This window comes from Comamonas humi (assembly GCF_054782535.1).
This window is the reverse complement of sequence record NZ_BAAGSH010000005.1, coordinates 42013-64019: the sequence shown is the minus strand read 5'-3', so window position 1 is coordinate 64019 and position 22007 is coordinate 42013. Positions and strand designations below refer to the sequence as shown.

The window sequence follows — 22007 nt, the reverse complement described above, 5'->3', positions numbered from 1 at the left end:
GAGCGAATTTTACGGGGTGGGCAATAATTCAAAAAAGAGAGCTGCCAGCGCTTGCCATTTCTTGATTTCAAATAGATTCATACCTGAAATTGGCTATTGATATGCGCCAACAGCTCCTTTTACAGGAGCGTTCCGCGGCTTACCAGCCGCGCGCAAAGAACACGGCGATCACCGCGATCACCGGAATCAGGTGGGCCTGCCACATGATCCAGCGGCGGGTGGCCAGCACTTCCTGCGCACCGGGCAGCGCCTGGCCGGCCTGCAGCTGGCGCTGCCAGCGGCGAAAGACCAGCGTGGGCTTGATGGACAGCAGGCCGCCCACCACAAAGAGCGTGATCTTCAGGTGGAACAGCGGCTGCGACACATACCAGCCCGCGCCCTTGGCGCCCAGCATCACCCGCGCGAGGCCGGTGGCCAGCACGGCCATGGCGGCGATGCCGAAGATCATGTCCAGCCGGGCCAGCCGCTGCACCACGGCGGCGTTCATCCATTCGTTGCGGCACAGCGCCGCCTCGCTGGCGAGGAACACGACCATCGTCAGGATGGCCACCAGGTGGACGGCGGCCAGTACGGCTTCCAAAGTCATAGTTTCACTCCCTGTTTCCAAAATTCGGGCTGTTCATAGTAGTGGCGCAGAAAGTCGATCCACAGCCGCACGCGCAGCGGCAGGTGCTTACGCTGCGGAAACACCACGTGGATGCCGTTCGGCGCCGCGGCGAAATCCTCCAGCACCACGGCCAGCTGCCCCGCGGCGACCTCGGCCTCGACCTCCCATGTGCTGCGCCAGGCGATGCCCCAGCCGCCCAGGCACCAGTCGTGCAGCACCTGGCCGTCCGAGCAGTCCATGGGCCCGCCGGGGCGAAAGTGCACCACCTCGGCCGAGCCGTCCTCGCCCGGAATGCGGAAGGCCCAGCCCCGGGTCTGCGAGGCGTCGCTCGACAGCGTGAGGCAGCGGTGCTGCGCCAGCTCGGACGGGTGCTGGGGCGTGCCGTGGCGGCGCAGGTACTCGGGCGTGGCCACGCACAGGCGCCGGTTGTCGCCCACGCGCACGCTGACCAGCGAGGAATCGGGAAAGTCGCCCACGCGCACGCCGCAGTCGAAGCCCTCGCCGGCCAAGTCGACCACGCGGTCGGACAGGTTCAGCGACACCGTCACGTCGGGGTGGCGCTCCCAGTACAGCGGCACCAGCGGCGCCACGTGGCGGCGCCCGAACCCCGCCGGCGCGGTGATGCGCAGGTGCCCGGTGGCCTTGACGCCGCCGGCGCTGACACTGGCCTCAACGTTCGCCAGGTCCACCAGCAGGCGCTGGCAGTCCTCCAGAAAGGCGCTGCCCTCGTGCGTGAGCGTCAGCTTGCGCGTGGTGCGCACCAGTAGCTTGACGCCCAGGCGCTCCTCCAGCGCATCCAGGCGTCGGCCCATGATGGCGGGCGCCACGCCCTCCGCCTTCGCCGCGGCCGTCAGGCTGCCGCGCGTGGCGATCGCAACAAAAGATTCGAGTTGTTTGAGCCGGTCCATGGGGCGTGGCGTGGGTGCTGAGGTTTAAGCTCCTATTATCAACGGCCGGCCTCGGGCACCGCCTTGATCTTCACCATGCGGATGGCATCGAAGGGGCAGCGCACCGCGCACAGCGCGCAGCCGGTGCAGCCCGGCTCGTCGTGCAGCACCGAGCGCTTGGGCCCCCAGCGCCCGCCATCCGCCACCTGCAGCGACAGCACGTGCGGCGGGCACACGCCCACGCACCAGCCGCAGCCGGTGCAGCGGCCGGGGTCGATCACGGGCAGGGCCTTCCGTGGGGCGTTCATGCCCGCAGCATGCCATACCAGGCGCTACAGTAGCGCCCATGTCCGAAATGCCCTCCCCCATCACCCGCCGGCTGCGCATCCGCGGCCTGGTGCAGCGGGTGTACTACCGCCAGTCCATGGTCCAGGCCGCCGAGCGCCTGGGCCTCAGCGGCTGGGTGCGCAACCGCAGCGACGGCAGCGTCGAGGCCCTGGCCACCGGCCCCGCCGAGGCCGTGCAGGCGCTGATCGACTGGGCCCACGCCGGGCCGCCCGCCGCGCGCGTGGACAGCGTCGAGGTCAGCGAGGCCCCGCCCGAGGCCGTGCAGGGCTTCGCCCAGCGCGAGACGATCTGATACCGATTGGCGCATAGCCATCCGCCGCCGCTGGGACTACACTGCCAGACAGGAGCAATGCGGAGCAACGGGCCCGAGCCCCTCGGGCAGTCGAGGAAAAGGAGCGGTCATGGCTTTTCCCTACCAATTGGTCGACGTGGCCGGCACCCAGGTGCTGGATACCTATGAACAGCTCAGGCAGCAGGAGCAGGGAACGGTCGTCATCCTGGGCAACGAGCAGGCGCTGCAGCAGCTCGAAGACCTGATGGCCGAGCAGGCCCAGGTCTCGCCGCAGGCCCTGGTGAGCCAGGCGCACGCGGTGGACCCGGAGGCCTGGCTGGCCCAGGCCCAGCTCGAGCAGGAGGCCGACGACGAGGCGGATCCTCGCGAAGCCACGGCGGCCGGCGTCTCGCTCGACGACCTGATGCTGGTCGACACCGACGACGCCCCCGCCCCCGGCAACGAGGAGGCCGAGGCCCAGCCCGATGGCGAGCTGCCGAGCTTCAATGCCTACAGCGATGCCGAGGGCAAGCCGTATCCCGAGGTGTTCCTCGCCATCCTGCCCACCGAGCACAGCTGGCAGGCGCCCTGCTACCTCAAGTTCGGCGGCTGGAACACCTGCCCGCCCGCCCACGTGCACGCCGCCTTCATGCGCTACTGGGGCGAGCGCTACGGCGCTCAGGTCGCCTGCATGACGCACGACGTGATCGAGATGACCGTGGCGCGCCCGCCCGCCACCATCGCCGAGGCGCTGGAACTGGCCCAGCAGCAGTACCTGTACTGCAACGACATCGTGGACCAGGGCACCGAGACCCTCCACGCACTGGCCGAGACCCTGCTGAACGCCAAGGTCTGGTACTTCTGGTGGGACTGAGGGCCCACCGGACCCGCCCAGCGGGCCCCCGGGCCCGTTTTTCACGCCGTTGCAGCCTCAATTACATTCAAATAAGTCATTTATAAAACGCCTTTTTGGCAATTGAATGCCGCTCAAGTATCGAATACAGTTGGACAACACGCTGCCATCGATGGGCCTTATACGAGCTTCCATATAGAAGCCCCCATTGGCGATGGCACTCCCCAACTCCCTAGCAAAGGTAGACGCCATGACCGATCGCATCACCCTTCACCGCCTGCAGGTTGCCCAATCGCTGTACGACTTCGTCGAGAACGAAGTGCTGCCCGGCACCGGCGTGGACGGCAAGACCTTCTGGAGCGGCTTCGACGCCATCGTGGCCGACCTGGCCCCGCGCAACATCGCGCTGCTGGCCGAACGCGACCGCCTGCAGGCCGAGCTGGACACCTGGCACCAGGCCAACCCCGGCCCCATCACCGACATGGCGGCCTACCGCAAGTTCCTGACGCAGATCGGCTACCTGGTCGAGCCGCCCCAGGGCGCCAAGGCCACCACCGCCAACGTGGACGACGAGCTGGCCGTGCAGGCCGGCCCGCAGCTGGTGGTGCCGATCCTGAACGCCCGCTATGCGCTGAACGCCGCCAACGCCCGCTGGGGTTCGCTGTATGACGCGCTGTACGGCACCGACGTGATCGGTGAAGAAGGCGGCGCCGAGAAGGGCAAGGGCTACAACCCCGTGCGCGGCGCCAAGGTGATCGAGTTCGCCCGCAACTTCCTCGACCAGTCCGTGCCGCTGGCGGCCGGTTCGCACAAGGATTCCGCAGGCTACGCCGTCGAAGGCGGCAAGCTGGTGGTGACGCTCAAGGACGGCAGCAAGACCGGCCTGAAGGACGAGGCCAAGTTCGTCGGCTACCAGGGCGACGCCGCCGCACCCAAGTCCGTGCTGCTGAAGAACAACGGCATCCACATCGACATCATCATCAACAAGTCCACGCCCATCGGCAGCTCCGACGCCGCCGGCGTGTCTGACGTGGTGGTGGAAGCCGCGCTGTCCACCATCCTGGACCTGGAAGACTCCGTGGCCGCCGTGGACGCCGAGGACAAGGTCGTGGGCTACCGCAACTGGCTGGGCATCCTCAAGGGCACGCTGACCGAGTCCTTCGACAAGGGCGGCAAGACCGTGACCCGCGGCCTGAACGCCGACCGCGCCTACACCGGCGCCAACGGCCAGCCGCTCAAGCTGCACGGCCGCTCGCTGATGTTCGTGCGCAACGTGGGCCACCTGATGACCAACCCGGCCATCCTGTACACCGATGCCCAGGGCGCCCAGCGCGAGATCCCCGAAGGCATCATGGACGCCGTGGTGACCACCGCCATCGCCATCCACGACCTGAAGGGCAACGGCGCCAACGGCCTCAAGAACAGCCGCAAGGGCAGCGTCTACATCGTCAAGCCCAAGATGCACGGCCCGGCCGAAGCCGGCTTTGCCAACGAGCTGTTCGGCCGCGTCGAGCAGTTGCTGGGCCTGCCCGAGTACACCGTCAAGCTGGGCATCATGGACGAGGAGCGCCGCACCACGGTGAACCTGAAGGCCGCGATCGCCGCCGCGCCCGCCCGCGTGGCCTTCATCAACACCGGCTTCCTGGACCGCACCGGCGACGAGATGCACACCGCCATGTACGCCGGCCCGATGGTGCGCAAGGCCGACATGAAGGGCAGCGCCTGGCTGCCGGCCTACGAGCGCAACAACGTGCTGGTCGGCCTGGGCCTGGGCCTGCGCGGCCGCGCCCAGATCGGCAAGGGCATGTGGGCCATGCCCGACCTGATGAAGGCCATGCTGGAGCAGAAGATCGCCCAGCCCAAGGCCGGCGCCAACACCGCCTGGGTGCCCTCGCCCACCGGCGCCACGCTGCACGCGCTGCACTACCACCAGGTCAACGTGGCCGAAGTGCAGCAGGAACTGGAAAAGACCGACGCCGACGGTGAGCGCGACAACCTGATCAACGCCATCCTGCAGGTGCCGGTGAGCGCCAACCCGAGCTGGAGCGACGCCGAGAAGCAGCAGGAAGTGGACAACAACGTCCAGGGCATCCTGGGCTACGTGGTGCGCTGGATCGACCAGGGCGTGGGCTGCTCCAAGGTGCCCGACATCCACAACGTGGGCCTGATGGAAGACCGCGCCACGCTGCGCATCTCCAGCCAGCACATCGCCAACTGGCTGCAGCACGGCATCGTGACCGAAGCCATGGTGCGCGACAGCTTCGCACGCATGGCCAAGGTGGTGGACGAGCAGAACGCCGGCGACGCCGCCTACAAGAGCCTGGCGGCCAACCCGCAAGGCGCCGCCTTCCAGGCCGCGCTGGACCTGGTGTTCAAGGGCAAGGAACAGCCTTCGGGCTACACCGAGCCGCTGCTGCACGCCTGGCGCCTGAAGGTCAAGGCCGGCACCCATTGATCGGGGCCGCTCACTCGAGCGGCTTGCAGTCGACAACGGCGCCAGAAGGCGCCGTTTTTTCATCCCCAAGCCGGCCATCCACAAAGACTCGCCGCGCCCTGCGCTGCTGCGCCAGGCAGGCCCAGGCTCCACAGGGCCATGCCAGGGAGCATCCCTCACCACGATGTAAGTAGATGGTAATATCTGATAATTACATTCAATCTATTTGTATTTTTGTATACAAATAACACTATATGAAACTTCCATTCTTCGCTGCTGCATTCACACTGGTCGGCGGCACTTTGCTGCTGACCGGCTGTGCCACCGAATCCCACCAGGCGGTTGAGGTTCCGAAGACGCAGGCTGCGGCACGCGCATACCAAGGACAACGCAGCCCTATTGCCGTGGGCAAGTTCAACAATCGCTCCAACTACCTGCGCGGCGTCTTTTCCGATGGCGTAGACCGCCTTGGCGGGCAGGCCAAGACGGTGCTGATCAGCCATTTGCAGCAAAGCAACCGCTTCAATGTGCTGGATCGCGACAACATGGCCGAAATCAAGCAGGAGGCAGGTATCCAGGGTGCCACGCAGCAGCTCAAAGGGGCCGACTACGTGGTCACTGGGGACGTGACGGAGTTCGGCCGCAAGGAAGTGGGAGACAAGCAGCTCTTTGGAATCCTGGGGCGCGGCAAAACACAGGTGGCCTATACCAAGGTCACGCTGAATGTGGTCAGCATCCGGACCTCGGAAGTGGTGCACTCCGTCCAGGGCGCCGGGGAGTACCAACTATCCAACCGGGAAATCATCGGATTCGGCGGTACCGCGAGCTATGACTCGACCTTGAACGGAAAGGTGCTGGACCTCGCCATTCGGGAAGCGGTGGATCGCCTGGGCGAAGCCATCGACGCCGGCCTGCTCAAGCCTGCTGCCGCCACCCCTGCGAGGTAAGCCGCATGCACTCCATGGTCTTCGCCCGTTGTGGCCGTTGGGCCCTGCTCCTGGCCCTGTGCGGCCTGGCAGGATGCGCAACACAGAAATCGCTGTACGCCTGGAACGGCTACCAGCCCCAGGTCTACCAGTACCTCAAGGAAGGCGGCGAATCGGCGGATGGGCAGATCCTTGCGCTGGAAAAGGGCATCGAACTAGCCGCGGCGCAAAACGCGCAACTGCCGCCAGGCTATTACGCGCACCTGGGCCTGCTGTATCTCAACACCGGACATGGCGATCAAGCCGTTGCCGCCTGGAACCGGGAAAAAGACCTGTTCCCCGAGTCGGGGCAGTACATCGACTACCTCATGAATAACATGAAGAAAAATGGAAGCTGACACCATGCGGAGATATATCGCTCGCATCGCCGCATGGTCGGCGGCATCTGCCGCATTGGCGCTGCTGGCCGGGTGTGTTGCAGCTCCCAAGATCGACCGATCGGCCTTTCAAGCGGCAAAACCGGCCTCCATCCTCGTGCTTCCTCCGGTCAACGATGCGCCGGACGTCAACGCATCGGCCAGCGTGCTGTCGCACGCCACCTACCCTCTGGCCGAGGCGGGCTACTATGTGATGCCAGTGACCCTAGCGGCCGAAACCTTCCGCCACAACGGCATGACGGTTCCCAGCGACATCCATGACGTGCCGTATACCAAGCTGCGAGAGGTATTCGGCGCAGACGCCGCGCTCTACATCACGGTGACCCGCTACGGCGCCACCTATATGGTCATCAGCAGCGCTGCGGTGGTGGAGGTACAAGCCAAGCTGGTCGACCTCAAGAACGGCCAGGAACTTTGGACGGGCCGTGCCAGCGCTTCCAATGACGAAGGCGGAAATAGCGGTGGCGGCCTGGCTGGCATGCTGATCACCGCGCTGATCAAGCAGGTGATCAATAGCGCATCCGACGCCTCGCATGGTGTGGCCGGCATCGCGACTTCCCGATTGCTGGCGGCCGGTCACCCCAACGGCGTACTGTACGGCCCGCGTTCGCCGCTGTACGGCAAGGATTGACCCGCGCTTCTTCGCCGGGTCGCAGCTCCCGCACCAGCGCGTGCATGCCTGCTCTGACAGCGGGCGCCGCCCCGGTGCACCCGGGGAATTTGCCGGCTCATGCTGCCAGGCGGGTGAAAATCATAGCTTCCAGCGCTTTAAAGACAACGATTTCAGATATATTTTCATTTGAAATCGTTGTATAGCAAGCGCAAGCAGCTATTAAAAAAAGCAGCTATCAAGCTGCTTTTTTCATGGATTCAATGATCGGATCAGTCGTCCCGCAGCCCGTGGCTACCCCGCAGCCGCTTGACCTCGCTGCGTTGGCTCTTGCCTTCCAGCCGGCGCCGCTGCGAGCCGCGGGTAGGCTTGGTGGCGCGGCGGATGCGCGGGGGCTGGGCCACGCTGTCCACCAGTGCCTGCAGCCGTGCCAGCGCATCGGCGCGATTGAGCTCCTGGGTGCGGTAGCTCTGGGCCTTGATGATGAGCACACCGTCGGCGGTGATGCGGCTGTCGCGCAGCGCCCGCAGCCTCTCCTTCACGCCCTCCGGCAGGCTGGAGGCGACGATGTCGTAGCGCAGGTGCACCGCGCTGGAGACCTTGTTGACGTTCTGCCCGCCCGTCCCCTGCGCGCGGATGGCCGAGAACTCCACCTCGGCCTCGTCCACCGGCACTGCCGCAGCGACCACCATCGATTAGCTCCATAAAGGAAAAGACCAAAAGGACATGCCAACCCCGGGGCCGGCAGCGAAAAGGGTATTTCACCATACCTGGCCGCAAGCGCCTGGGGCTGCTGCGGCAGCCAGCACAATGGCGGCATGCCAGCCCATGACGCCCCGACCCTCGTCCTGCTGCCCGGAATGGATGGCACGGGGGAGCTTTTCGCGCCGCTGCTCCAGGCGCTTGCGCCGGGGCTGCAGACGCGCGTGCTGCGCTACCCGGACCGGCCCCTGGGCTACCCGGAGCTGCTCGACGTGGTCCGGCGCGCCTTGCCGGCGGACAGGCCCTACTGCCTGCTGGCGGAGTCGTTCTCCGGGCCGCTGGGGCTGGAGATCGCGGCCCAGGCTCCGCCCCATCTGCAGCAGCTCGTCCTGTGCTGCACCTTCGCCCGCAATCCGCAGCCCGCGCTGGCGCCGCTAGCGGCGGTGCTGCCGGCGCTGCCGCTGTCGGCCCTGCTGCGGCCCCCGTCCCTGCAGGTTCTGGGCCGCCTGCTGATGGGCAAGCATTTCGACGCGCAACTGCATTCCATGCTCTCCGAGGCCATGCGCCAGGTGTCCGCACGGACGCTGCGGGCGCGGCTGCGCGCGGTGCTGGAGGTCGATGCCTCGACCTGCCTGCCGCGCCTGGGCATTCCCACGCTGTACCTGCAGGCCGCCAGCGACCGAGTGGTTCCCCCCAAGGCGGCCGAATGGCTGCTCGCGCACCAGCCGGGCATGGCGGTGGCACGCCTGGAGGGGCCGCACTTTCTGCTGCAGGCGAATCCGCACGGCGCAGCCCGCGTGCTCGAGCGGTTTCTAGGGTCCGCTCAAGGCACCGTCCAGACCGGGGCCTGGGCCGACTCGGGCGCCGGGCCGGTGTAGGCCGGCGCGACCTCGATCGGCCCCTGAGAGCAGCCCGTCACACGCCACTGGCTGGGCTTGAAGCGCGCAGCCGGGCCGTCGGGCCCGGGCTTGCCGAATTCGGTCTGGATGTCGTAGTCAATCAAAGGCACATGAAACAAGGCCACCTCGCCTTTGCGGCAGTCCAGCGTAGGACGGCTGGTGTCCACCACCCAGCTATCAAGGCGCCCCCCGCCGTGGTGCACCACCGGGCCGATGTTCTGATCGTGCGCCAGTTCCAGGCGACCGGGGTGGGCTTGCATGGCCACGGCCCAGACGCCGGCTACCTGCACAGGGTGGGGAAAGCGCACGGTACGCAGGCCGCGCAGACCCAGGGGCTCTGGCGTGCCATTGTCGTAGGGATCGTAGCGGTCGATCAGGCTGCCCTTGGGAATCCGCAGCTCGCCATACTGGAAATCCTGGGGCAGCACGAAGTGGCGGCGGCTTTCCCTGTAGTGAGCCTTGAGTGCCATCTCGCGCTCGATCGCCGCGTTCATGTGGAGCAGATAACCCGTCCACACATCGCAGGCCAGGGCCAGCACGGCGAGCGCCACCGTGGGCCAGGTGAAGAAGTCCGCCACGCCGCCCTTGCGGGCCCGCCATAAATACAGCGCCCGCCCCAGCAGCCACAGTGTCAACACCCCACCGACCAGGGGTACAAGAAAAACCAGGGCCAGCTGAAGCCAGGAAAATAAGGGTGCGGGAATCATGGAAAAACAAACGCTGACAACGGAGGGATTCAGTGTGGCGCCATCTATTTTGAGACATGCCTGCCTGCATGCGCGACGCCCAGCCAAGGTGCTGTTCTACGCAGCGGTGAGCGTGGCATGAAAAAGCCCTGGGTGATTGCCGTGCTGTTCAGCCTTGCCCAGGGGCTTGTGCTGGGCGCGGCCCTGATGTGGATCGCCTGGCAGACCAACGCACAGTGCGAGATCCACTGCGCGGAGCTGGGCATAGACTGGGGTTACTGGCTGGCGCTTGGCGCTGCAGGCCTGGTCATAGGCTTCGGGCTGGGCATGGTGCTGGCCGCCGTGGTGATCGTGGCCGCAGGCTGGTTGCGGCGCTGAAGCTCAGCGCGCGCGCCGCAGCCAGCCGAACCAGATGCACGCGGCTGTGGGAATGCCCAGTGCCACGCCGGCCAGCATGTCGCCGAAGCCGCCGTCGCTGAACAGCGCCGAGACCAGGCCGATGCCTGTCAACACGCCCATCGCCAGGGGCCAGCCCCACAGGGCCCAGAAGGGATGGCGCGGCTTCATGGCGTGCCCTCCAGCGGCGCCAGCGCCGGCGCGTCCCCGGCTTCGGGCCTGCGCTCGGGGGCGGCCCGCCCCTTCCTGAGCCACAGGTACAGGCCGCTGCCCAGCACGATGATGGTGGCGATGTCGAGCAGCGCCCAGATGATCTGCATGGCCCGCCCGCCGTAGTCGCCGAAGTGCAGCGGCTGCGACACCAGCAGCGCCGTCAGGTACCAGGGCAGCCTGGGTGCCGCCGTGACCTCGGTGGTCTTGGCATCGACCAGCACCGGCTGCAGCAGCTTGGAGGTGAAAGGCTCGTTGCCCTTGAGGAAGAAGGTCGTGTGGTGCGGGCTGGAGAAGGCCGTGCCGGGGAAGGCGACGAAGGACAGCTTGGTGTGCGGCGCCTGCGCCTGGGCGACTTCCATCGAGCGCTGCACCGAGCCGCGCTCGGCCACCGGCACCGTGGGCTGGCCCTGGTAGGGCACCATCAGCGCGCTGAGCTGGTCGTACTGCCAGTACTTGATGACCAGGTCGGCCCAGGTGTTGATCATGCCGGTGGCGCCCACCACGAAGAGCCACACCAGCGTGACGACGCCGAGCAGGTTGTGCAGGTCGAGCCACTTCAGGCGCGTGCGCTTGTCGCGGCGCACGGTGCCGAAATCCAGCTTGCGCATGAAGGGCGCGTACAGCACCACGCCGCTGACGATGGCCACCAGCAGCAGCAGGCCCATGAAGCCGAGGAACAGCTTGCCCGGCAGGCCCGCGAACAGGTCGACGTGCAGCTTGAACATCACGTACATGAAGCCTTCGTCGAAGCGCGGCTGCGCCAGCACCTCGGCCGTGCGCGCATCGATGGCCACGGAGCGGAAGTCGTCCGTGGGCGCCGGCGTGGGCGTCATGGTGACGAACCAGAGGTTGTCGTCGTCCGCGTCCTTGGAGGCGAACTGCACCACGCGGTCGGGGTGCTGGGCACGCGCCACCTCGAGCACCTTGTCCAGGCTGGCGTGCGGCGTGCCGGGGGCCATCTTCGGCGTCTCCACCTCAGTGCCCAGCAGGTGGCCGATCTCGTGGTGGAAGATCAGCGGCAGGCCGGTCAGGCACAGCAGCAGCATGAAGACGGTGCAGACCAGGCTGCTCCACTTGTGGACCCATGCCCAGGCCTTGATGGTTCGGTTGTTCATCGACATGGTTGGCTTTCCTGCGCCGGCATCAGAACTTGTAGGTGGCGCTGGCCACCACGCTGCGCCGCGCACCCCACCAGCAATCGCCGCGGGCCAGGCAGGTGCTGAAGTACACCTTGTCGGTCGCGTTGTTGATGTTGAGCGCGTAGCGCCACTGCTCGGATTCGTAGGCGACCATCAGGTCCAGCAGCGCCACCGAGGGCACGCGCGGGCCGCGGTCGGCACCTTCGATGTCCTGGAAGCCGCTCAGGTAGCGCAGGCCCGCGCCGGCCGAGAAGCCCGGCACGCCGGCGATGGCGAAGCGGTACTTGCCCCATACCGACGCCTGGTTGCGCGGCATGTCGGTGAGCTTGGCGTCCACCTTGGTGTGGTTGTAGTTGGCAATCAGGTCCACGGCCTTGGCCAGCGTGGTCTTCAGCTCCAGCTCCAGGCCCTTGTTCTTGGTCGCGTCGACCTGGCGCCCGTAGTTGGGGTTGGTGGAGTCGGAGACGATGCGGTTCTTTTCCTTGAGCGAGTAGAGCGACGCGGTGAAGCTGGTGACCGAGCCCTCGGGCTGGTACTTGACGCCGGCCTCGACCTGCTCGCCGCGCAGCGGCTTGAACAGGCTGCCGGCCGCGTCCGTGCCCGCCTGCGGCGTGAACGATTCGGTGTAGCTCAGGTACGGCGACCAGCCCGAGGGCAGCGTGTACATCACGCCCAGGCGGTGGCTGTTGGCCGTCGTGGTCTCGGAGGCGCTGCCCGCCACGCCGCCAGTGCTGCGGTCGTGGCGCAGGCCGGCCACGAAGATCCAGCGGTCCCACTTCATCTGGTCCTGCAGGTAGATGCCGGCGTTGCGCTGCGTGGTGCGCGGCTGGTCGCTCAGCTCGGTCACCGGCACGTAGCCGGCGCCGTAGACCGGGTTGTAGGCATCGATGACGCTGAAGGCCGAGCCTTCGCGCTTGTCCTGGCGCTGGTGCGAGTACTCGGCCCCCACGAGCAGCGTGTGCTGCAGCGCGCCGGTACCGAAGTGGCCCTCGACATGGTTGTCGATGGCGTTCATGCGGGTCCAGGTCAGCGACTTGTCGTTGTAGCGGCCGAGCAGGCGCTGGCCCGCCGGGTCTTCGCCCCAGCCGCCGGGCTGCGTGAAGAAGTCGGCCCAGTGGTAGTGCGAATCGTTGAAGGTGCGTGCCGTGCGGGCGTTCTGGCGGTAGCTCCACTGGTCGTTGAAGCGGTGCTCGAACTGCCAGCCGAAGCTCTTGCGCGTGGTGTCGTAGCCATCGCCCGGCTCGCCGATGAAGCGGCTGGCAGGCAACGGGCCGTTCACGTTCGGCAGGATGGTGCCCTGCCACGGGAAGAACTGCGAGGTGCTGCCCGTCTTGTCCTTCTGCCACAGGCCCTGCAGCGTGAGCGAGGTGGCGGCGCTGGGCCGCCAGGTGAGCGAGGGCATCAGCAGCGAGCGGTCGTCCGGCACGTAGTCCACCTGCGTGTCGGCTCGGCGCTGCAGCGCCACCAGGCGGTACGACCATGCGCCGTCGGCCGTGAGCGGCCCGGTCAGGTCGGCCTGGATCTGCTTGCGGCCGAACGAGCCGAACTGCACGCCCACCTCGCGCGCCGCCTCGGCCTGCGGGCGCTTGCTCACCATGTTGACCACGCCCGCCGCGGTGCCGGCGCCGAACAGCATGCCCGCCGGCCCGCGCAGCACCTCCAGGCGCTCGAGCGTGTACGGATCGGGCCGCGCCGTGGCCGTGTACCAGCCGGCCGAATACATCTGCAGCCCGTCGAGGTAGATCGACGGCTCGCTGCCGCGGACCAGGAAACTGTCGGCGCGCGAATCGATGCCGTAGGCGTCGGAGCGCACGCCAGCCGCGTAGTTGAGCGCATCCTGCAGGTTGGCCGCGCCCTGGTCCAGCATCTGGTCGCGCGTGACCACGGTGACGGACTGCGGCGTCTCGGCCAGCGGCGTGTCGGTCTTGGTGGCCGTGGCGGCACGGCGCGCGCGGTAGCCGATCACCGGCGAGGTCGCGGTCTCGGGCGCGGCGGCCGCATTGACCTCCACCGTGGGCAGAGTGTTGTCCGCAGGGGCTTGCGCCAGCGCAGCCGTGCCGGCGGACAGCGCCAGCGCGCCCACGGCGGCAGACAGCACGGAAAGCCGCAGGCACGGGGTCGGGAGATGGGGATTCATATGCAAATCTCAATGAGAATGAGTTGCATTTTAATCAGATTTTAAGAATGGCCGCTGTCCCGCGCAGGGCCGCTTAAGGCCGCATTTCGCGCACCAGCGCGTACAGCGCCTGCGCCGCCACCGACAGGCTGGCGCCGCGCCGGCGCACCAGGTAGATCTGCCGGTCCATGTCCGGCAGGGGCAGCGGCCGCGTGACCAGGCCCGGCTTGTCGAAGTGGAACAGCGACAGCGCCGGCACCACGCTGATGCCCAGCCCGGCCGCGACCAAGCCCATCACCGTGGCGAGCTGCTCCACCTCGACCAGGGTCTGCATGGTGTCGGGGAAGAAGGCCGCGTCCAGGTACTGGCGCACGCTGCTGTGCCGCGCCAGGTGCACGAAGGGCCAGCGCCGCAGGTCGGCCAGCTGCAGCCGGCGCCGCGCGGCCAGCGGGTGATCGGCGCGGCAGACCAGGTGGAAGCCGTCGCTGCAGAAGGGCTCGGCCTGCAGCTCGGGCGTGTCGGCGCGGATCGCGGCCAGCGCGAAGTCGGCCTCGCCGCTGGCCACGCGCGCGATGCAGGGCTCGGACAGCACATCGGCAATCTCCACCTCCACGCCCGGGTGGCGCTCCAGGAACACCTGCAGCACGCCCGGCAGCCAGCCCGCCGCCAGCGACGGCAGCAGCGCGATCGCCACGCGCCCGCGCTTGAGCTGGGCCGTGTCCAACATGGCCTGGCGGCAGGCCTCGATCTCGGCCTGGATGCGCAGCGCCGACTGCAAAAAGCGCTCGCCCTCGGGCGTGAGCAGCACATGGCGCGTGCTGCGGTCGAACAGGCGCAGGCCGACGGACTCTTCCAGCGCGCGGATCAGCGCGCTGAACGCCGGCTGCGACAAATGGCACTGCGCGGCGGCGCGCGTGAAATGCTGGTGCTGCGCCAGCGCCAGGAAGGCGGCGATGTCGCGCGACGACAAATTCATTCGCATTGCAAATCAATCGATCTCAATTATCGATTTCACAGCATAGCGCCGGCTGCCTATAGTGCGGCTCAGGAGATACCAAGGTGACGACACACAAGCCCCTACTCATTGGTTGCGCCGCCGGCTTTTCCGGCGACCGCGTGGATGCCGCCGGCCCGGTGGTGCAGGAGCTGGTCCGCCGGGGCCAGCCCGCGGTGCTGATCTTCGAGACCCTGGCCGAACGCACGCTGGCGCTGGCCCAGCTGGCGCGGCGCCAGAACCCCGAGGCCGGTTTCGAGCCGCTGCTATTGGACTTTCTGACACCGGTGCTCGCCGACTGCCTGGCGCATGGCATCCGCATCGTCAGCAACTTCGGCGCAGCCAACCCGCAGAGCGCGGCACGGGCGATCGCCCGGCTGGCCAGGGAACTGGGCACGCGCCCCCCCAAGATCGCCGTGGTGCATGGCGACGACCTGAGCGGCCCGGCGCAGCGCGGGCTGCTGGAGCAGGCACTGGGCGAGCAGTTGCCGGCCAGCATCGTCAGCGCCAATGCCTACATCGGCGCACGCCCCATCGCCGAGGCACTGGCCGCCGGCGCCGACATCGTGGTCTGCGGCCGCGTGGCCGACCCCTCGCTGGTCGTGGGCCCGGCCATGGCCCACTATGGCTGGGCCTGGGACGACTGGGACCGCATCGCCCGCGCCACCATGGCCGGCCACCTGCTCGAATGCGGCACCCAGGTGACGGGCGGCTACTTCGCCGATCCCGGCTACAAGGACGTGCCCGGCCTGGACCGCCTGGGCTACCCCATCGCCGAGATCGATGCCGATGGCGACTGCACCATCTTCAAGCCCCAGGGCACGGGTGGTTGCGTCACGCCGCAGACGGTGAAGGAGCAGCTGCTTTACGAAATCCACGATCCGGCCTGCTACCTCACGCCCGACGTGGTGGCCGACATCACCGAGGCCGACGTGGCGCAGCTGGCGCCGGACCGCGTGCGGCTGACGGGCGTGCGCGGCCATGCGCGGCCCGAGACGCTGAAAGTCAACGTCTGCCACGCCACGGGCTGGTTCGCCGAGGGCGAGATCTCGTACGCCGGCCCGCGCGCTGCCGAGCGCGCCCGCCTGGCGGCGCAGACCATCGCCGCGCGGCTGCACGGCATCGCCGCGCTGCGCAGCGACCTGATCGGCGTCACCAGCGTCTGGGGCGACGACGCGAGCCGGTGGCTCGCGGGTGCCGACCTGGCGCAGGCCCCGCACGACGTGCGCCTGCGCATGGCCTGGCAGCATGCCGACCGCGCCACCGCCGAGCGCCTGCCGCGCGAGATCAATGCGCTGTATTGCTGCGGCCCCGCGGGCGGCGGCGGCGTGCGCACCGCGATGCGCCAGCGGCTGGGCATGGTGTCCTGCAGCGTCGCGCAATCGCAGATCGCCACGGGCTTCGCCTGGGCAAAGGAACAAGACCATGGATAACGGAACCATCACCGTCCCGCTGTACCGCCTGGCCCACGGCCGCACCGGCGACAAGGGCAACCGCTCCAACATCAGCGTCATCGCCTGGCATCCAGCGCTGTGGGAAACCATCTGCGCACAGGTCACCGAGGCCGCCGTGCTGCAACGCTTTGCCGACCGCCGGCCCGCGCGGGTCACGCGCCATCTGTTACCCAGGCTGCAGGCCATGAACCTGGTCATCGACGAGGTGCTCGACGGCGGCGTGAACGGCGCGCTGAACCTCGACAGCCACGGCAAGACCCTGTGCTTCCGCGTGCTGGAGATGCCCATCACGCTCCCGCAGGCGCTCGCCCCCCATCTGGCCGGCGAGGCCTGAACCCTCCATTCCAACCAATCCCCAGGAGACAAACCATGCACCTTTCCCCGACCACCCGCCGCCATCTGCTCGCCCTCTCGGCCGCGCTGGCCCTCGCGCCCGCCGCCTGGGCGCAGGCGCCCTACCCGGCCAAGACCATCACCTTCGTCGTGCCCTTTGCCGCCGGCAGCGCCACCGACCAGCTGGCACGCGCGCTGGCCCTGTCGGTGACCGAACAGACCAAGCAGGCCGTGGTGGTGGACAACAAGGCCGGCGCCAGCGGCATGATCGCGGCCCAGCAGGTCGCCAAGGCCGCGGCCGATGGCTACACCGTGCTCATCACCACCAACACCACGCATGCGGCCAACGAGCACCTGTACAAGAAGCTGCCCTACGACCCGGTGAAGAGCTTTGCGCCCATCGGCGGCCTGGGCAAGGGCGGCCAGGTGCTGGTGGTGCCGGCCGGCTCGCCTTACCAGAACGTGGGCGAGCTGCTGGCCTATGCCAAGGCCAACCCGGGCAAGCTCAGCTTCGGCAGCGGCAGCTCGTCGAGCCGCGTGGCCGGCGAGATGCTCAAGCAGCTCGCGCATGTGGACATCCTGCACGTGCCCTACAAGAGCAACCCGCTGGCCATCACCGACCTGCTCGGCGGCACGATCAACCTGATGATCACCGACGTGTCCACCGGCGTGCCGCAGATCAAGGCCGGCAAGCTGCGCGCGCTGGGCTACTCCACGCAGAAGCGCAGCCCGCAGCTGCCCGACGTGCCCACGCTGAACGAGGCCGGCGTCAAGGGTTACGACATGGGCTACTGGTTCGCCGCCTACGCGCCGGCCAAGACGCCCGACGCCGTGGTCGCCAGGCTCAACCAGCTGCTGAACACCGCGGTCAAGAGCCCCGCCGCCCAGTCCTTCTTCGAGATGTCGGGCTCCGAAGCCTGGACCAGCACGCCGCAGGAGCTGGCCAAGTTCCAGGCTTCTGAGACGAAGAAGTGGGGCCAGGTCATCAAGGCCGCAGGCATCGATCCCGAATAAGCCGACGCACCGAAAGTGCATGCGCGCACCACTAGGATGCGCGCATGCGGAAACCCTCACTCCTCACCGCCCTGGCCCTCGCCACACTCATGCTGGCCGGCTGCGCCAGCACCCCGCCCGCCTCGACCATCGCGCCCAAGGATTGGCAGCCGCAGCTGCTGCGCCCGCAGCCCGACGTGCTGCTGCTCGGCGAGCAGCACGACGCCGCCGAACACCAGCAGTGGCAGCGCGCGACCGTCGCGCAATGGGCCGGCAGCGGCCGGCTCGCCGCGGTGGTGATGGAGATGGCCGATGCCGGCCGCAGCACGCAAAGCCTGCCAGCCGATGCGCCGGAATCCGCGGTGCAGGCCGCCCTGGCGTGGAACGACCAGGGCTGGCCCTGGCAGCACTACGGCCCGGTGGTGATGGCTGCCGTGCGCGCCGGCGTGCCGGTGCATGGCGGCAACCTGCCGCGCGCGCAGATGCGCGAGACCATGCAGCAGACCAGCTGGGACCAGCACCTGCCCGCCGCCGGCTGGCAGCGCCAGATCGACGCCATCCGCACCGGCCACTGCGGCCAGCTGCCGGAAAGCCAGCTGGTGCCCATGGCGCGCATCCAGCTCGCCAAGGACGCAAGCATGGCCCGCACCGCCGCCGGCCTGGCCCAGCCTGGGCGCACCGTGCTGGTGATCGCCGGGCGCGGCCATGTGCTGCGCAGCATCGGCATTCCCACTTGGCTGCCGCCGGCGCTGCGTTCCACCGTGGCGCTGGGCCAAGCCGGCCCCGAAGCCCAGGCCGAAGCCGCCGACCGCGACTGGGTGGTGCAGACGCCTGCGCTCCCGCCCAAGGACCATTGCGCCGCGCTGCAGGGCCGCTGGAAGTCCTGATCCCCTGATCAGCGGCGCTTCGCGCCGCCCCCGCCCTGCAGGGCCGCCAGCTCGGCCTGCAGCAGCGCGGCCAGCTCGCGCTTGCGCTTGGCCGGCAGGCGCGGCGTGATGGCGCCGAAGCTGATGGCCGCCAGCGTGGTGGCCGAGGCCGCAAAGGTCTGGCCAACGCCAGAGACGCCCACCGTGATGGTGTCCTCCGTGTCCGCATGCCCCACCGTGCGCGTGTGCTGCACGGCGCGGCGCAGCTGCGCGCGCGTGAAGCCGGCCTGCGCGTAGTCGGCCGCGTGGCGCTCATGGATGCGGTCGATCTCCTCGTCGCCCAGCGTCGCCATCAGCGCCAGCCCGCCCGCGCCCACGCCCAGCAGGCGGCGCCCGCCGATCTCGATGGTGAACACCTTGACCGGAAAGTGCCCTTCCTCGCGGTGCAGGCACAGGCAGTAGTCGCCCTGGCGTATCACCAGGAACACCGTATCGCCCGACATGCGCGCGAGCTTCTGCATCAGCGGGCGGCACGAATCCACCAGCGGCACGCGCCGCATGGACGCAAAGCCCAGCTGCATGGCGTCTATGCCCAGCCGGTAGGACTTGGTCTCGGGGTCGCGCTCGGCGAACTGCTCCTCGGCCAGGCAGGACAGCAGCCGGTGCGCGGTGGAGCGCTCCAGCCCCGAGGCCTGCATGACCTCGGTCAGCGTGATGCCGGCCTCGTGGTGCTCGGCCAGCAGCCGCAGCAGGCCCAGCGAGCGGCGCAAGCTTTGCGCGCCGGCGGTACCGGATGGTTTGTCCATATTGTGGGAAAAATCCAAGGATTATTTTGCGATACAGGAAACCACAAGTCTAGACTGAATCACAACCCGCAAATGGACTACCGGAGACAACCCATGGCCTACGACACCCTTGCCATAGACAACCACGGCGCGGTGCGCCGCATCCTGCTGGCGCGCCCCGCGCAGCGCAACGCCCAGAGCCAGCAGATGCTGGACGAACTGGCCGCCGCCCTGGAAGAGGCCCAGCGCGACACCAGTGTGAACGTGGTGGTGATCGGCGGCCAGGGCGAGCACTTCTCGGCCGGCCACGACCTCAAGCAGGCCCAGGCCGAGCGCGCCAACTTCACGGTGGAAGAGCGCTGGGCCTACGAGGAGCTGCGCTACTTCGACTATTCGCTGAAGATCTGGGACTTTCCCAAGCCCACCATCGCCCAGGTACAGGGCGCCTGCGTGGCCGGCGGCTTCATGATCGCCAACATGTGCGACCTGGTGGTGGCCAGCGAGTCGGCCTACTTCTCCGACCCGGTGGGCCACACACTGGGCGCGGCCGCCACCGAGGTGCTGATCCACCCCTGGGTGATGGGCGCGCGCAAGGCCAAGGAGCTGCTGTTCACCGGCGCGAAGCTGAGCGCCCAGGAGGCCAGGGAGATCGGCATGGTCAACCGCGTGGTGGCCGATGCCGACCTCGCCGACGCCACGCTGGCCCTGGCCCAGCAGATCGCCAAGGCGCCGCCCTTCGGCCTCAAGCTCATCAAGCGCTCCATCAACCGCTCGCTGGACGCGCAGGGCCTGCGCACCGCGCTGGCGGCGCACTTCGACACGCACCAGCTCTCCCACCTGTCCGAAGGCTTTCTCACCGCGCGCGACCGCGGCCTGGCCAACGCGATCCAGAAGAACCCCGAAAAGAACGCCTGACCCATGCTCGCCCCCGTGCAATCCACCCACCGCCTCGAGCCCCTGCTCAACCCCGCGTCCATCGCCATCGTCGGCGCCAGCAACAACGCAGCGCGCATCGGCGGCATGCCGATCGCCCACCTCACCAAGTTTGGCTACCAGGGCAGGATCTACCCGATCAACCCCAAGTACGAGGAAGTCTTCGGCCAGCGCTGCTACGCCGACCTCGAATCGCTGCCCGAGGCGCCCGACCTGGTGGTGCTGGCGATTGCCGCCGCCGACGTCACGCCCATGCTCAAGCGCTGCCACGCCAGGGGCGTGCGCGCCGTCATCGTCTATGCGGCCGGCTTTGCCGAGGAAGGCGCCAGGGGCCAGGCCCTGCAGGACGAGCTCGAAGCCTATGTGGCGACCACCAACATGGTGGTGGCCGGGCCCAACCTCATGGGCTTTGCCAACCTCAACCGCCAGGTGCACACCAGTTTCGCGTCGGTGTTCAACACCGCGCCCATGCAGGGCGGCAGCGGCGCGGTGAGCCTGCTCACGCAAAGCGGCAATGTCTGCGCCGCCGTGTATGCGATCGCGCGCCGCCTGGGCGTGGAGTTCAGCCACTTCATCAACACCGGCAACGAAGCCTGCGTGGACTTCGCGCAGTACCTCGAATACCTGGCGCAGGACGCGGGCACCGAGGTCTGCATGGGCTACATTGAGGAGCTGCGCGACGGCCCGCGCTTCATCGCCGCGGCCGAGGCCTTTGCCGAGCAGGACAAGCTGCTCATCCTCTACAAGGCCGGCGAGACCGACAAGGGCTCGGAAGCCGTGCGCTCGCACACCTCGGCGCTGGCCGGCGACCAGCAGATCTACAGCGCGGCCTTCCGCCAGCTCAACATCATCCAGAGCCGCGACTTCGTGCAGATGGCGCAGCTCGCCAACCTCGCGCAGTACCGCCAGCGCAGCGCGGGCAGGCGCGTGGCCATCATCACCATCTCGGGCGCGCTGGGCGCCATCCTGGCAGACAAGTTTTTGCTGCAGGGCCTGGACGTGCCCACGCTGCCGCAGCCGCTGCAGGACCTGCTGCGCACCGGCATCCCCGACTACGGCATGGTCAGCAACCCGGTGGACGTGACCGGCAACGTGGTCAACGACCCGGGCTTCGTGCGCACCGCGATGGAGGCGCTGGCGCAAAGCGATGCGATCGACGCCGTCGTGGTCTATGCACCGGGCTACCTGCTGGACCGCATGGCCGACGACCTGTGCGCCGTGGCGCAGCAGTACCCGCGCCTGTTCGTCGCCATCGACACCGGCGCCGCGCACAAGCGCGATCAGCTGCGCAGCGGCGGCGTGCCGGTGTTCGAGGACATCGGCGTCGCGGTCTCGGCGCTGTCGCCCTTTCTGCTGTGGCAGGAGCGCCGCAAGCACAACCGCTGGCCGGAGGTGCGCCGCGAGGCGCCACCAACGCGCGGCGCGCTGCCCGCGGTGCTGGATGAGCATCGCTGCAAGCAATGGCTGACGCCGTTCGGCGTGACCAGCGTGGCCGAGCGCGTGGCCACGACGGCCGACCAGGCCGTGCAGGCCGCCGAGGCGCTGGGCTACCCCGTGGTGCTGAAAGTGCTGTCCGCCGACATCACGCACAAGACCGAGGCCGGCGGCGTGAAGCTGCGCCTGGGCTCAGCGGCCGAGGTGGGCGCGGCCTTCGAGGAGGTCATGGCTTCGTGCCGCCGCTACGCGCCCCACGCGCACATCGAAGGCGTGCTGGTGCAGAAGATGGAAACCGGCATTGCGGAACTGATCCTGGGCGCCACGCGCGACCCGGTCTTCGGCATGACGCTGACCGTGGGCCTGGGCGGCGTGCTCACCGAGATCTACCAGGACGTGAGCCACCGCGTGCTGCCGGTGGATGAATCCATGGCGCGCGAGATGCTGGGCGAGTTGAAAGCCTTTGCGCTGCTCGACGGCTTTCGCGGCCGGCCCAAGGGCGACGTGGATGCGGCCTGCCGCGCCATCGCGGGCTTTTCGCGCGCGGTGCTGTCGCTGCAGGAGCAGGCCGGCGAGATCGAGGTCAACCCGCTGCTCGTCAAGCCCGTGGGCGAAGGCGTGTGCGCGCTCGATGCGCTGGTGATTCCGGCGCCGGCCCAAGCCTGACGCATCCGATTTTTCAGAGAAGGAG

General features: G+C 68.1%; 24 protein-coding genes. 14 read left to right on the top strand and 10 right to left on the bottom strand.

Translation table 11 applies throughout. The features are described from left to right. Positions 1-139 precede the first annotated feature (139 nt). Genes ACYVKR_RS04630 through ACYVKR_RS04620 form a run of 3 tightly spaced genes read right to left on the bottom strand, consistent with a single transcriptional unit; the run spans position 140 to position 1802 of the window. Positions 140-586 (bottom strand): DUF2214 family protein, encoded by a 447-nt coding sequence (locus tag ACYVKR_RS04630; RefSeq protein WP_460479632.1) that lies wholly within the window; start codon positions 584-586, stop codon positions 140-142. Then, entirely contained in the window at positions 583-1515 is a 933-nt protein-coding gene (locus ACYVKR_RS04625) for a LysR family transcriptional regulator (RefSeq protein WP_460479631.1), read from the bottom strand. The genes ACYVKR_RS04630 and ACYVKR_RS04625 overlap by 4 nt, the downstream gene beginning before the upstream one ends. 38 nt (positions 1516-1553) lie before the next feature. Beyond that, a complete protein-coding gene (locus tag ACYVKR_RS04620; protein ID WP_460479630.1) occupies positions 1554-1802 on the bottom strand; it encodes an ATP-binding protein in 249 nt (82 codons plus the stop codon). 38 nt (positions 1803-1840) lie between these two features. On the opposite strand from ACYVKR_RS04620, the gene ACYVKR_RS04615 reads away from it, so the two are divergent. The 6 genes from ACYVKR_RS04615 (at position 1841) to ACYVKR_RS04590 (ending at position 7394) form a co-directional block, all read left to right on the top strand. Next, on the top strand, positions 1841-2134 hold the full coding sequence (locus ACYVKR_RS04615) for an acylphosphatase (protein ID WP_460479629.1): 294 nt from the start codon (positions 1841-1843) through the stop codon (positions 2132-2134). 109 nt (positions 2135-2243) lie between these two features. Further along, complete coding sequence (locus tag ACYVKR_RS04610) at positions 2244-2987, top strand: DUF4253 domain-containing protein (protein ID WP_460479628.1); 744 nt, start codon at positions 2244-2246, stop codon at positions 2985-2987. Between the two features lie 229 nt (positions 2988-3216). Further along, the gene (locus ACYVKR_RS04605; protein WP_460479627.1) at positions 3217-5421 is read left to right on the top strand and encodes a malate synthase G; all 2205 of its coding nucleotides are present in this window, start codon (positions 3217-3219) and stop codon (positions 5419-5421) included. A 233-nt stretch (positions 5422-5654) separates the two neighbouring features. Beyond that, entirely contained in the window at positions 5655-6347 is a 693-nt protein-coding gene (locus ACYVKR_RS04600) for a CsgG/HfaB family protein (RefSeq protein WP_460479626.1), read from the top strand. 5 nt (positions 6348-6352) lie between these two features. Then, the gene (locus ACYVKR_RS04595; protein ID WP_460479625.1) at positions 6353-6724 is read left to right on the top strand and encodes a DUF4810 domain-containing protein; all 372 of its coding nucleotides are present in this window, start codon (positions 6353-6355) and stop codon (positions 6722-6724) included. Further along, on the top strand, positions 6714-7394 hold the full coding sequence (locus ACYVKR_RS04590) for a DUF799 domain-containing protein (RefSeq protein WP_460479624.1): 681 nt from the start codon (positions 6714-6716) through the stop codon (positions 7392-7394). Before ACYVKR_RS04595 ends, ACYVKR_RS04590 begins: the two co-directional genes overlap by 11 nt. 251 nt (positions 7395-7645) lie before the next feature. Here ACYVKR_RS04590 and arfB read toward each other — a convergent pair whose 3' ends face one another. Next, a complete protein-coding gene (arfB, locus tag ACYVKR_RS04585) occupies positions 7646-8065 on the bottom strand; it encodes an aminoacyl-tRNA hydrolase (RefSeq protein ID WP_460479623.1) in 420 nt (139 codons plus the stop codon). Between the two features lie 126 nt (positions 8066-8191). Here arfB and ACYVKR_RS04580 point away from each other — a divergent pair, with 126 nt between their 5' ends. Continuing rightward, positions 8192-8953, top strand: coding sequence for an alpha/beta fold hydrolase (locus tag ACYVKR_RS04580; RefSeq protein WP_460479622.1), 762 nt, complete (start codon positions 8192-8194; stop codon positions 8951-8953). Here the strand turns inward: ACYVKR_RS04580 and ACYVKR_RS04575 are convergent. Next, the gene (locus ACYVKR_RS04575; RefSeq protein ID WP_460479621.1) at positions 8899-9612 is read right to left on the bottom strand and encodes a hypothetical protein; all 714 of its coding nucleotides are present in this window, start codon (positions 9610-9612) and stop codon (positions 8899-8901) included. The two genes, ACYVKR_RS04580 and ACYVKR_RS04575, sit on opposite strands and share 55 nt — an antisense overlap. Before the next feature lie 186 nt (positions 9613-9798). Between ACYVKR_RS04575 and ACYVKR_RS04570 the strand changes: the two genes are divergently transcribed. Further along, a complete protein-coding gene (locus ACYVKR_RS04570; protein ID WP_460479620.1) occupies positions 9799-10038 on the top strand; it encodes a hypothetical protein in 240 nt (79 codons plus the stop codon). 3 nt (positions 10039-10041) lie between these two features. Here the strand turns inward: ACYVKR_RS04570 and ACYVKR_RS04565 are convergent, their stop codons facing one another. The 4 genes from ACYVKR_RS04565 to ACYVKR_RS04550 all read right to left on the bottom strand — a co-directional run bounded on the left by ACYVKR_RS04565 (position 10042) and on the right by ACYVKR_RS04550 (position 14500). Beyond that, the gene (locus ACYVKR_RS04565; RefSeq protein ID WP_460479619.1) at positions 10042-10227 is read right to left on the bottom strand and encodes a hypothetical protein; all 186 of its coding nucleotides are present in this window, start codon (positions 10225-10227) and stop codon (positions 10042-10044) included. Continuing rightward, positions 10224-11384, bottom strand: a complete 1161-nt coding sequence (locus ACYVKR_RS04560) for a PepSY-associated TM helix domain-containing protein (RefSeq protein ID WP_460480068.1) — start codon at positions 11382-11384, stop codon at positions 10224-10226. Before ACYVKR_RS04560 ends, ACYVKR_RS04565 begins: the two co-directional genes overlap by 4 nt. Positions 11385-11412: 28 nt before the next feature. Continuing rightward, complete coding sequence (locus ACYVKR_RS04555) at positions 11413-13545, bottom strand: TonB-dependent siderophore receptor (protein WP_460479618.1); 2133 nt, start codon at positions 13543-13545, stop codon at positions 11413-11415. A gap of 73 nt (positions 13546-13618) precedes the next feature. Continuing rightward, a complete protein-coding gene (locus ACYVKR_RS04550) occupies positions 13619-14500 on the bottom strand; it encodes a LysR family transcriptional regulator (protein ID WP_460480067.1) in 882 nt (293 codons plus the stop codon). Positions 14501-14583: 83 nt separating this feature from the next. Here ACYVKR_RS04550 and ACYVKR_RS04545 point away from each other — a divergent pair, with 83 nt between their 5' ends. The 4 genes from ACYVKR_RS04545 to ACYVKR_RS04530 are packed head-to-tail and all read left to right on the top strand — an operon-like array spanning position 14584 to position 18185. After that, positions 14584-15951: an acyclic terpene utilization AtuA family protein gene (locus ACYVKR_RS04545; protein ID WP_460479617.1), complete on the top strand. Its 1368-nt coding sequence runs from the start codon at positions 14584-14586 to the stop codon at positions 15949-15951. Continuing rightward, complete coding sequence (locus ACYVKR_RS04540) at positions 15944-16306, top strand: AtuA-related protein (protein ID WP_460479616.1); 363 nt, start codon at positions 15944-15946, stop codon at positions 16304-16306. Before ACYVKR_RS04545 ends, ACYVKR_RS04540 begins: the two co-directional genes overlap by 8 nt. A gap of 35 nt (positions 16307-16341) precedes the next feature. Then, positions 16342-17319, top strand: coding sequence for a Bug family tripartite tricarboxylate transporter substrate binding protein (locus tag ACYVKR_RS04535; protein WP_460479615.1), 978 nt, complete (start codon positions 16342-16344; stop codon positions 17317-17319). Positions 17320-17363: 44 nt separating this feature from the next. After that, positions 17364-18185: a ChaN family lipoprotein gene (locus tag ACYVKR_RS04530; protein WP_460479614.1), complete on the top strand. Its 822-nt coding sequence runs from the start codon at positions 17364-17366 to the stop codon at positions 18183-18185. Positions 18186-18193: 8 nt separating this feature from the next. Here ACYVKR_RS04530 and ACYVKR_RS04525 read toward each other — a convergent pair whose 3' ends face one another. Continuing rightward, positions 18194-18970, bottom strand: coding sequence for an IclR family transcriptional regulator (locus ACYVKR_RS04525; protein ID WP_460479613.1), 777 nt, complete (start codon positions 18968-18970; stop codon positions 18194-18196). A gap of 93 nt (positions 18971-19063) precedes the next feature. On the opposite strand from ACYVKR_RS04525, the gene ACYVKR_RS04520 reads away from it, so the two are divergent. Beyond that, the gene (locus ACYVKR_RS04520) at positions 19064-19864 is read left to right on the top strand and encodes a Clp protease/crotonase-like domain-containing protein (RefSeq protein WP_460479612.1); all 801 of its coding nucleotides are present in this window, start codon (positions 19064-19066) and stop codon (positions 19862-19864) included. A gap of 3 nt (positions 19865-19867) precedes the next feature. Then, entirely contained in the window at positions 19868-21982 is a 2115-nt protein-coding gene (locus ACYVKR_RS04515) for an acetate--CoA ligase family protein (protein WP_460479611.1), read from the top strand. Positions 21983-22007 lie beyond the last annotated feature (25 nt).

Coding starts and splice junctions, on each gene's coding strand:
- ACYVKR_RS04630 (WP_460479632.1), bottom strand. CDS start 586: ATGACTTTGGAAGCCGTACTGGCCGCCGTCCACCTGGTGGCCATCCTG.
- ACYVKR_RS04625 (WP_460479631.1), bottom strand. CDS start 1,515: ATGGACCGGCTCAAACAACTCGAATCTTTTGTTGCGATCGCCACGCGC.
- ACYVKR_RS04620 (WP_460479630.1), bottom strand. CDS start 1,802: ATGAACGCCCCACGGAAGGCCCTGCCCGTGATCGACCCCGGCCGCTGC.
- ACYVKR_RS04615 (WP_460479629.1), top strand. CDS start 1,841: ATGTCCGAAATGCCCTCCCCCATCACCCGCCGGCTGCGCATCCGCGGC.
- ACYVKR_RS04610 (WP_460479628.1), top strand. CDS start 2,244: ATGGCTTTTCCCTACCAATTGGTCGACGTGGCCGGCACCCAGGTGCTG.
- ACYVKR_RS04605 (WP_460479627.1), top strand. CDS start 3,217: ATGACCGATCGCATCACCCTTCACCGCCTGCAGGTTGCCCAATCGCTG.
- ACYVKR_RS04600 (WP_460479626.1), top strand. CDS start 5,655: ATGAAACTTCCATTCTTCGCTGCTGCATTCACACTGGTCGGCGGCACT.
- ACYVKR_RS04595 (WP_460479625.1), top strand. CDS start 6,353: ATGCACTCCATGGTCTTCGCCCGTTGTGGCCGTTGGGCCCTGCTCCTG.
- ACYVKR_RS04590 (WP_460479624.1), top strand. CDS start 6,714: ATGGAAGCTGACACCATGCGGAGATATATCGCTCGCATCGCCGCATGG.
- arfB (WP_460479623.1), bottom strand. CDS start 8,065: ATGGTGGTCGCTGCGGCAGTGCCGGTGGACGAGGCCGAGGTGGAGTTC.
- ACYVKR_RS04580 (WP_460479622.1), top strand. CDS start 8,192: ATGCCAGCCCATGACGCCCCGACCCTCGTCCTGCTGCCCGGAATGGAT.
- ACYVKR_RS04570 (WP_460479620.1), top strand. CDS start 9,799: ATGAAAAAGCCCTGGGTGATTGCCGTGCTGTTCAGCCTTGCCCAGGGG.
- ACYVKR_RS04565 (WP_460479619.1), bottom strand. CDS start 10,227: ATGAAGCCGCGCCATCCCTTCTGGGCCCTGTGGGGCTGGCCCCTGGCG.
- ACYVKR_RS04560 (WP_460480068.1), bottom strand. CDS start 11,384: ATGAACAACCGAACCATCAAGGCCTGGGCATGGGTCCACAAGTGGAGC.
- ACYVKR_RS04555 (WP_460479618.1), bottom strand. CDS start 13,545: ATGAATCCCCATCTCCCGACCCCGTGCCTGCGGCTTTCCGTGCTGTCT.
- ACYVKR_RS04550 (WP_460480067.1), bottom strand. CDS start 14,500: ATGAATTTGTCGTCGCGCGACATCGCCGCCTTCCTGGCGCTGGCGCAG.
- ACYVKR_RS04540 (WP_460479616.1), top strand. CDS start 15,944: ATGGATAACGGAACCATCACCGTCCCGCTGTACCGCCTGGCCCACGGC.
- ACYVKR_RS04535 (WP_460479615.1), top strand. CDS start 16,342: ATGCACCTTTCCCCGACCACCCGCCGCCATCTGCTCGCCCTCTCGGCC.
- ACYVKR_RS04530 (WP_460479614.1), top strand. CDS start 17,364: ATGCGGAAACCCTCACTCCTCACCGCCCTGGCCCTCGCCACACTCATG.
- ACYVKR_RS04525 (WP_460479613.1), bottom strand. CDS start 18,970: ATGGACAAACCATCCGGTACCGCCGGCGCGCAAAGCTTGCGCCGCTCG.
- ACYVKR_RS04520 (WP_460479612.1), top strand. CDS start 19,064: ATGGCCTACGACACCCTTGCCATAGACAACCACGGCGCGGTGCGCCGC.
- ACYVKR_RS04515 (WP_460479611.1), top strand. CDS start 19,868: ATGCTCGCCCCCGTGCAATCCACCCACCGCCTCGAGCCCCTGCTCAAC.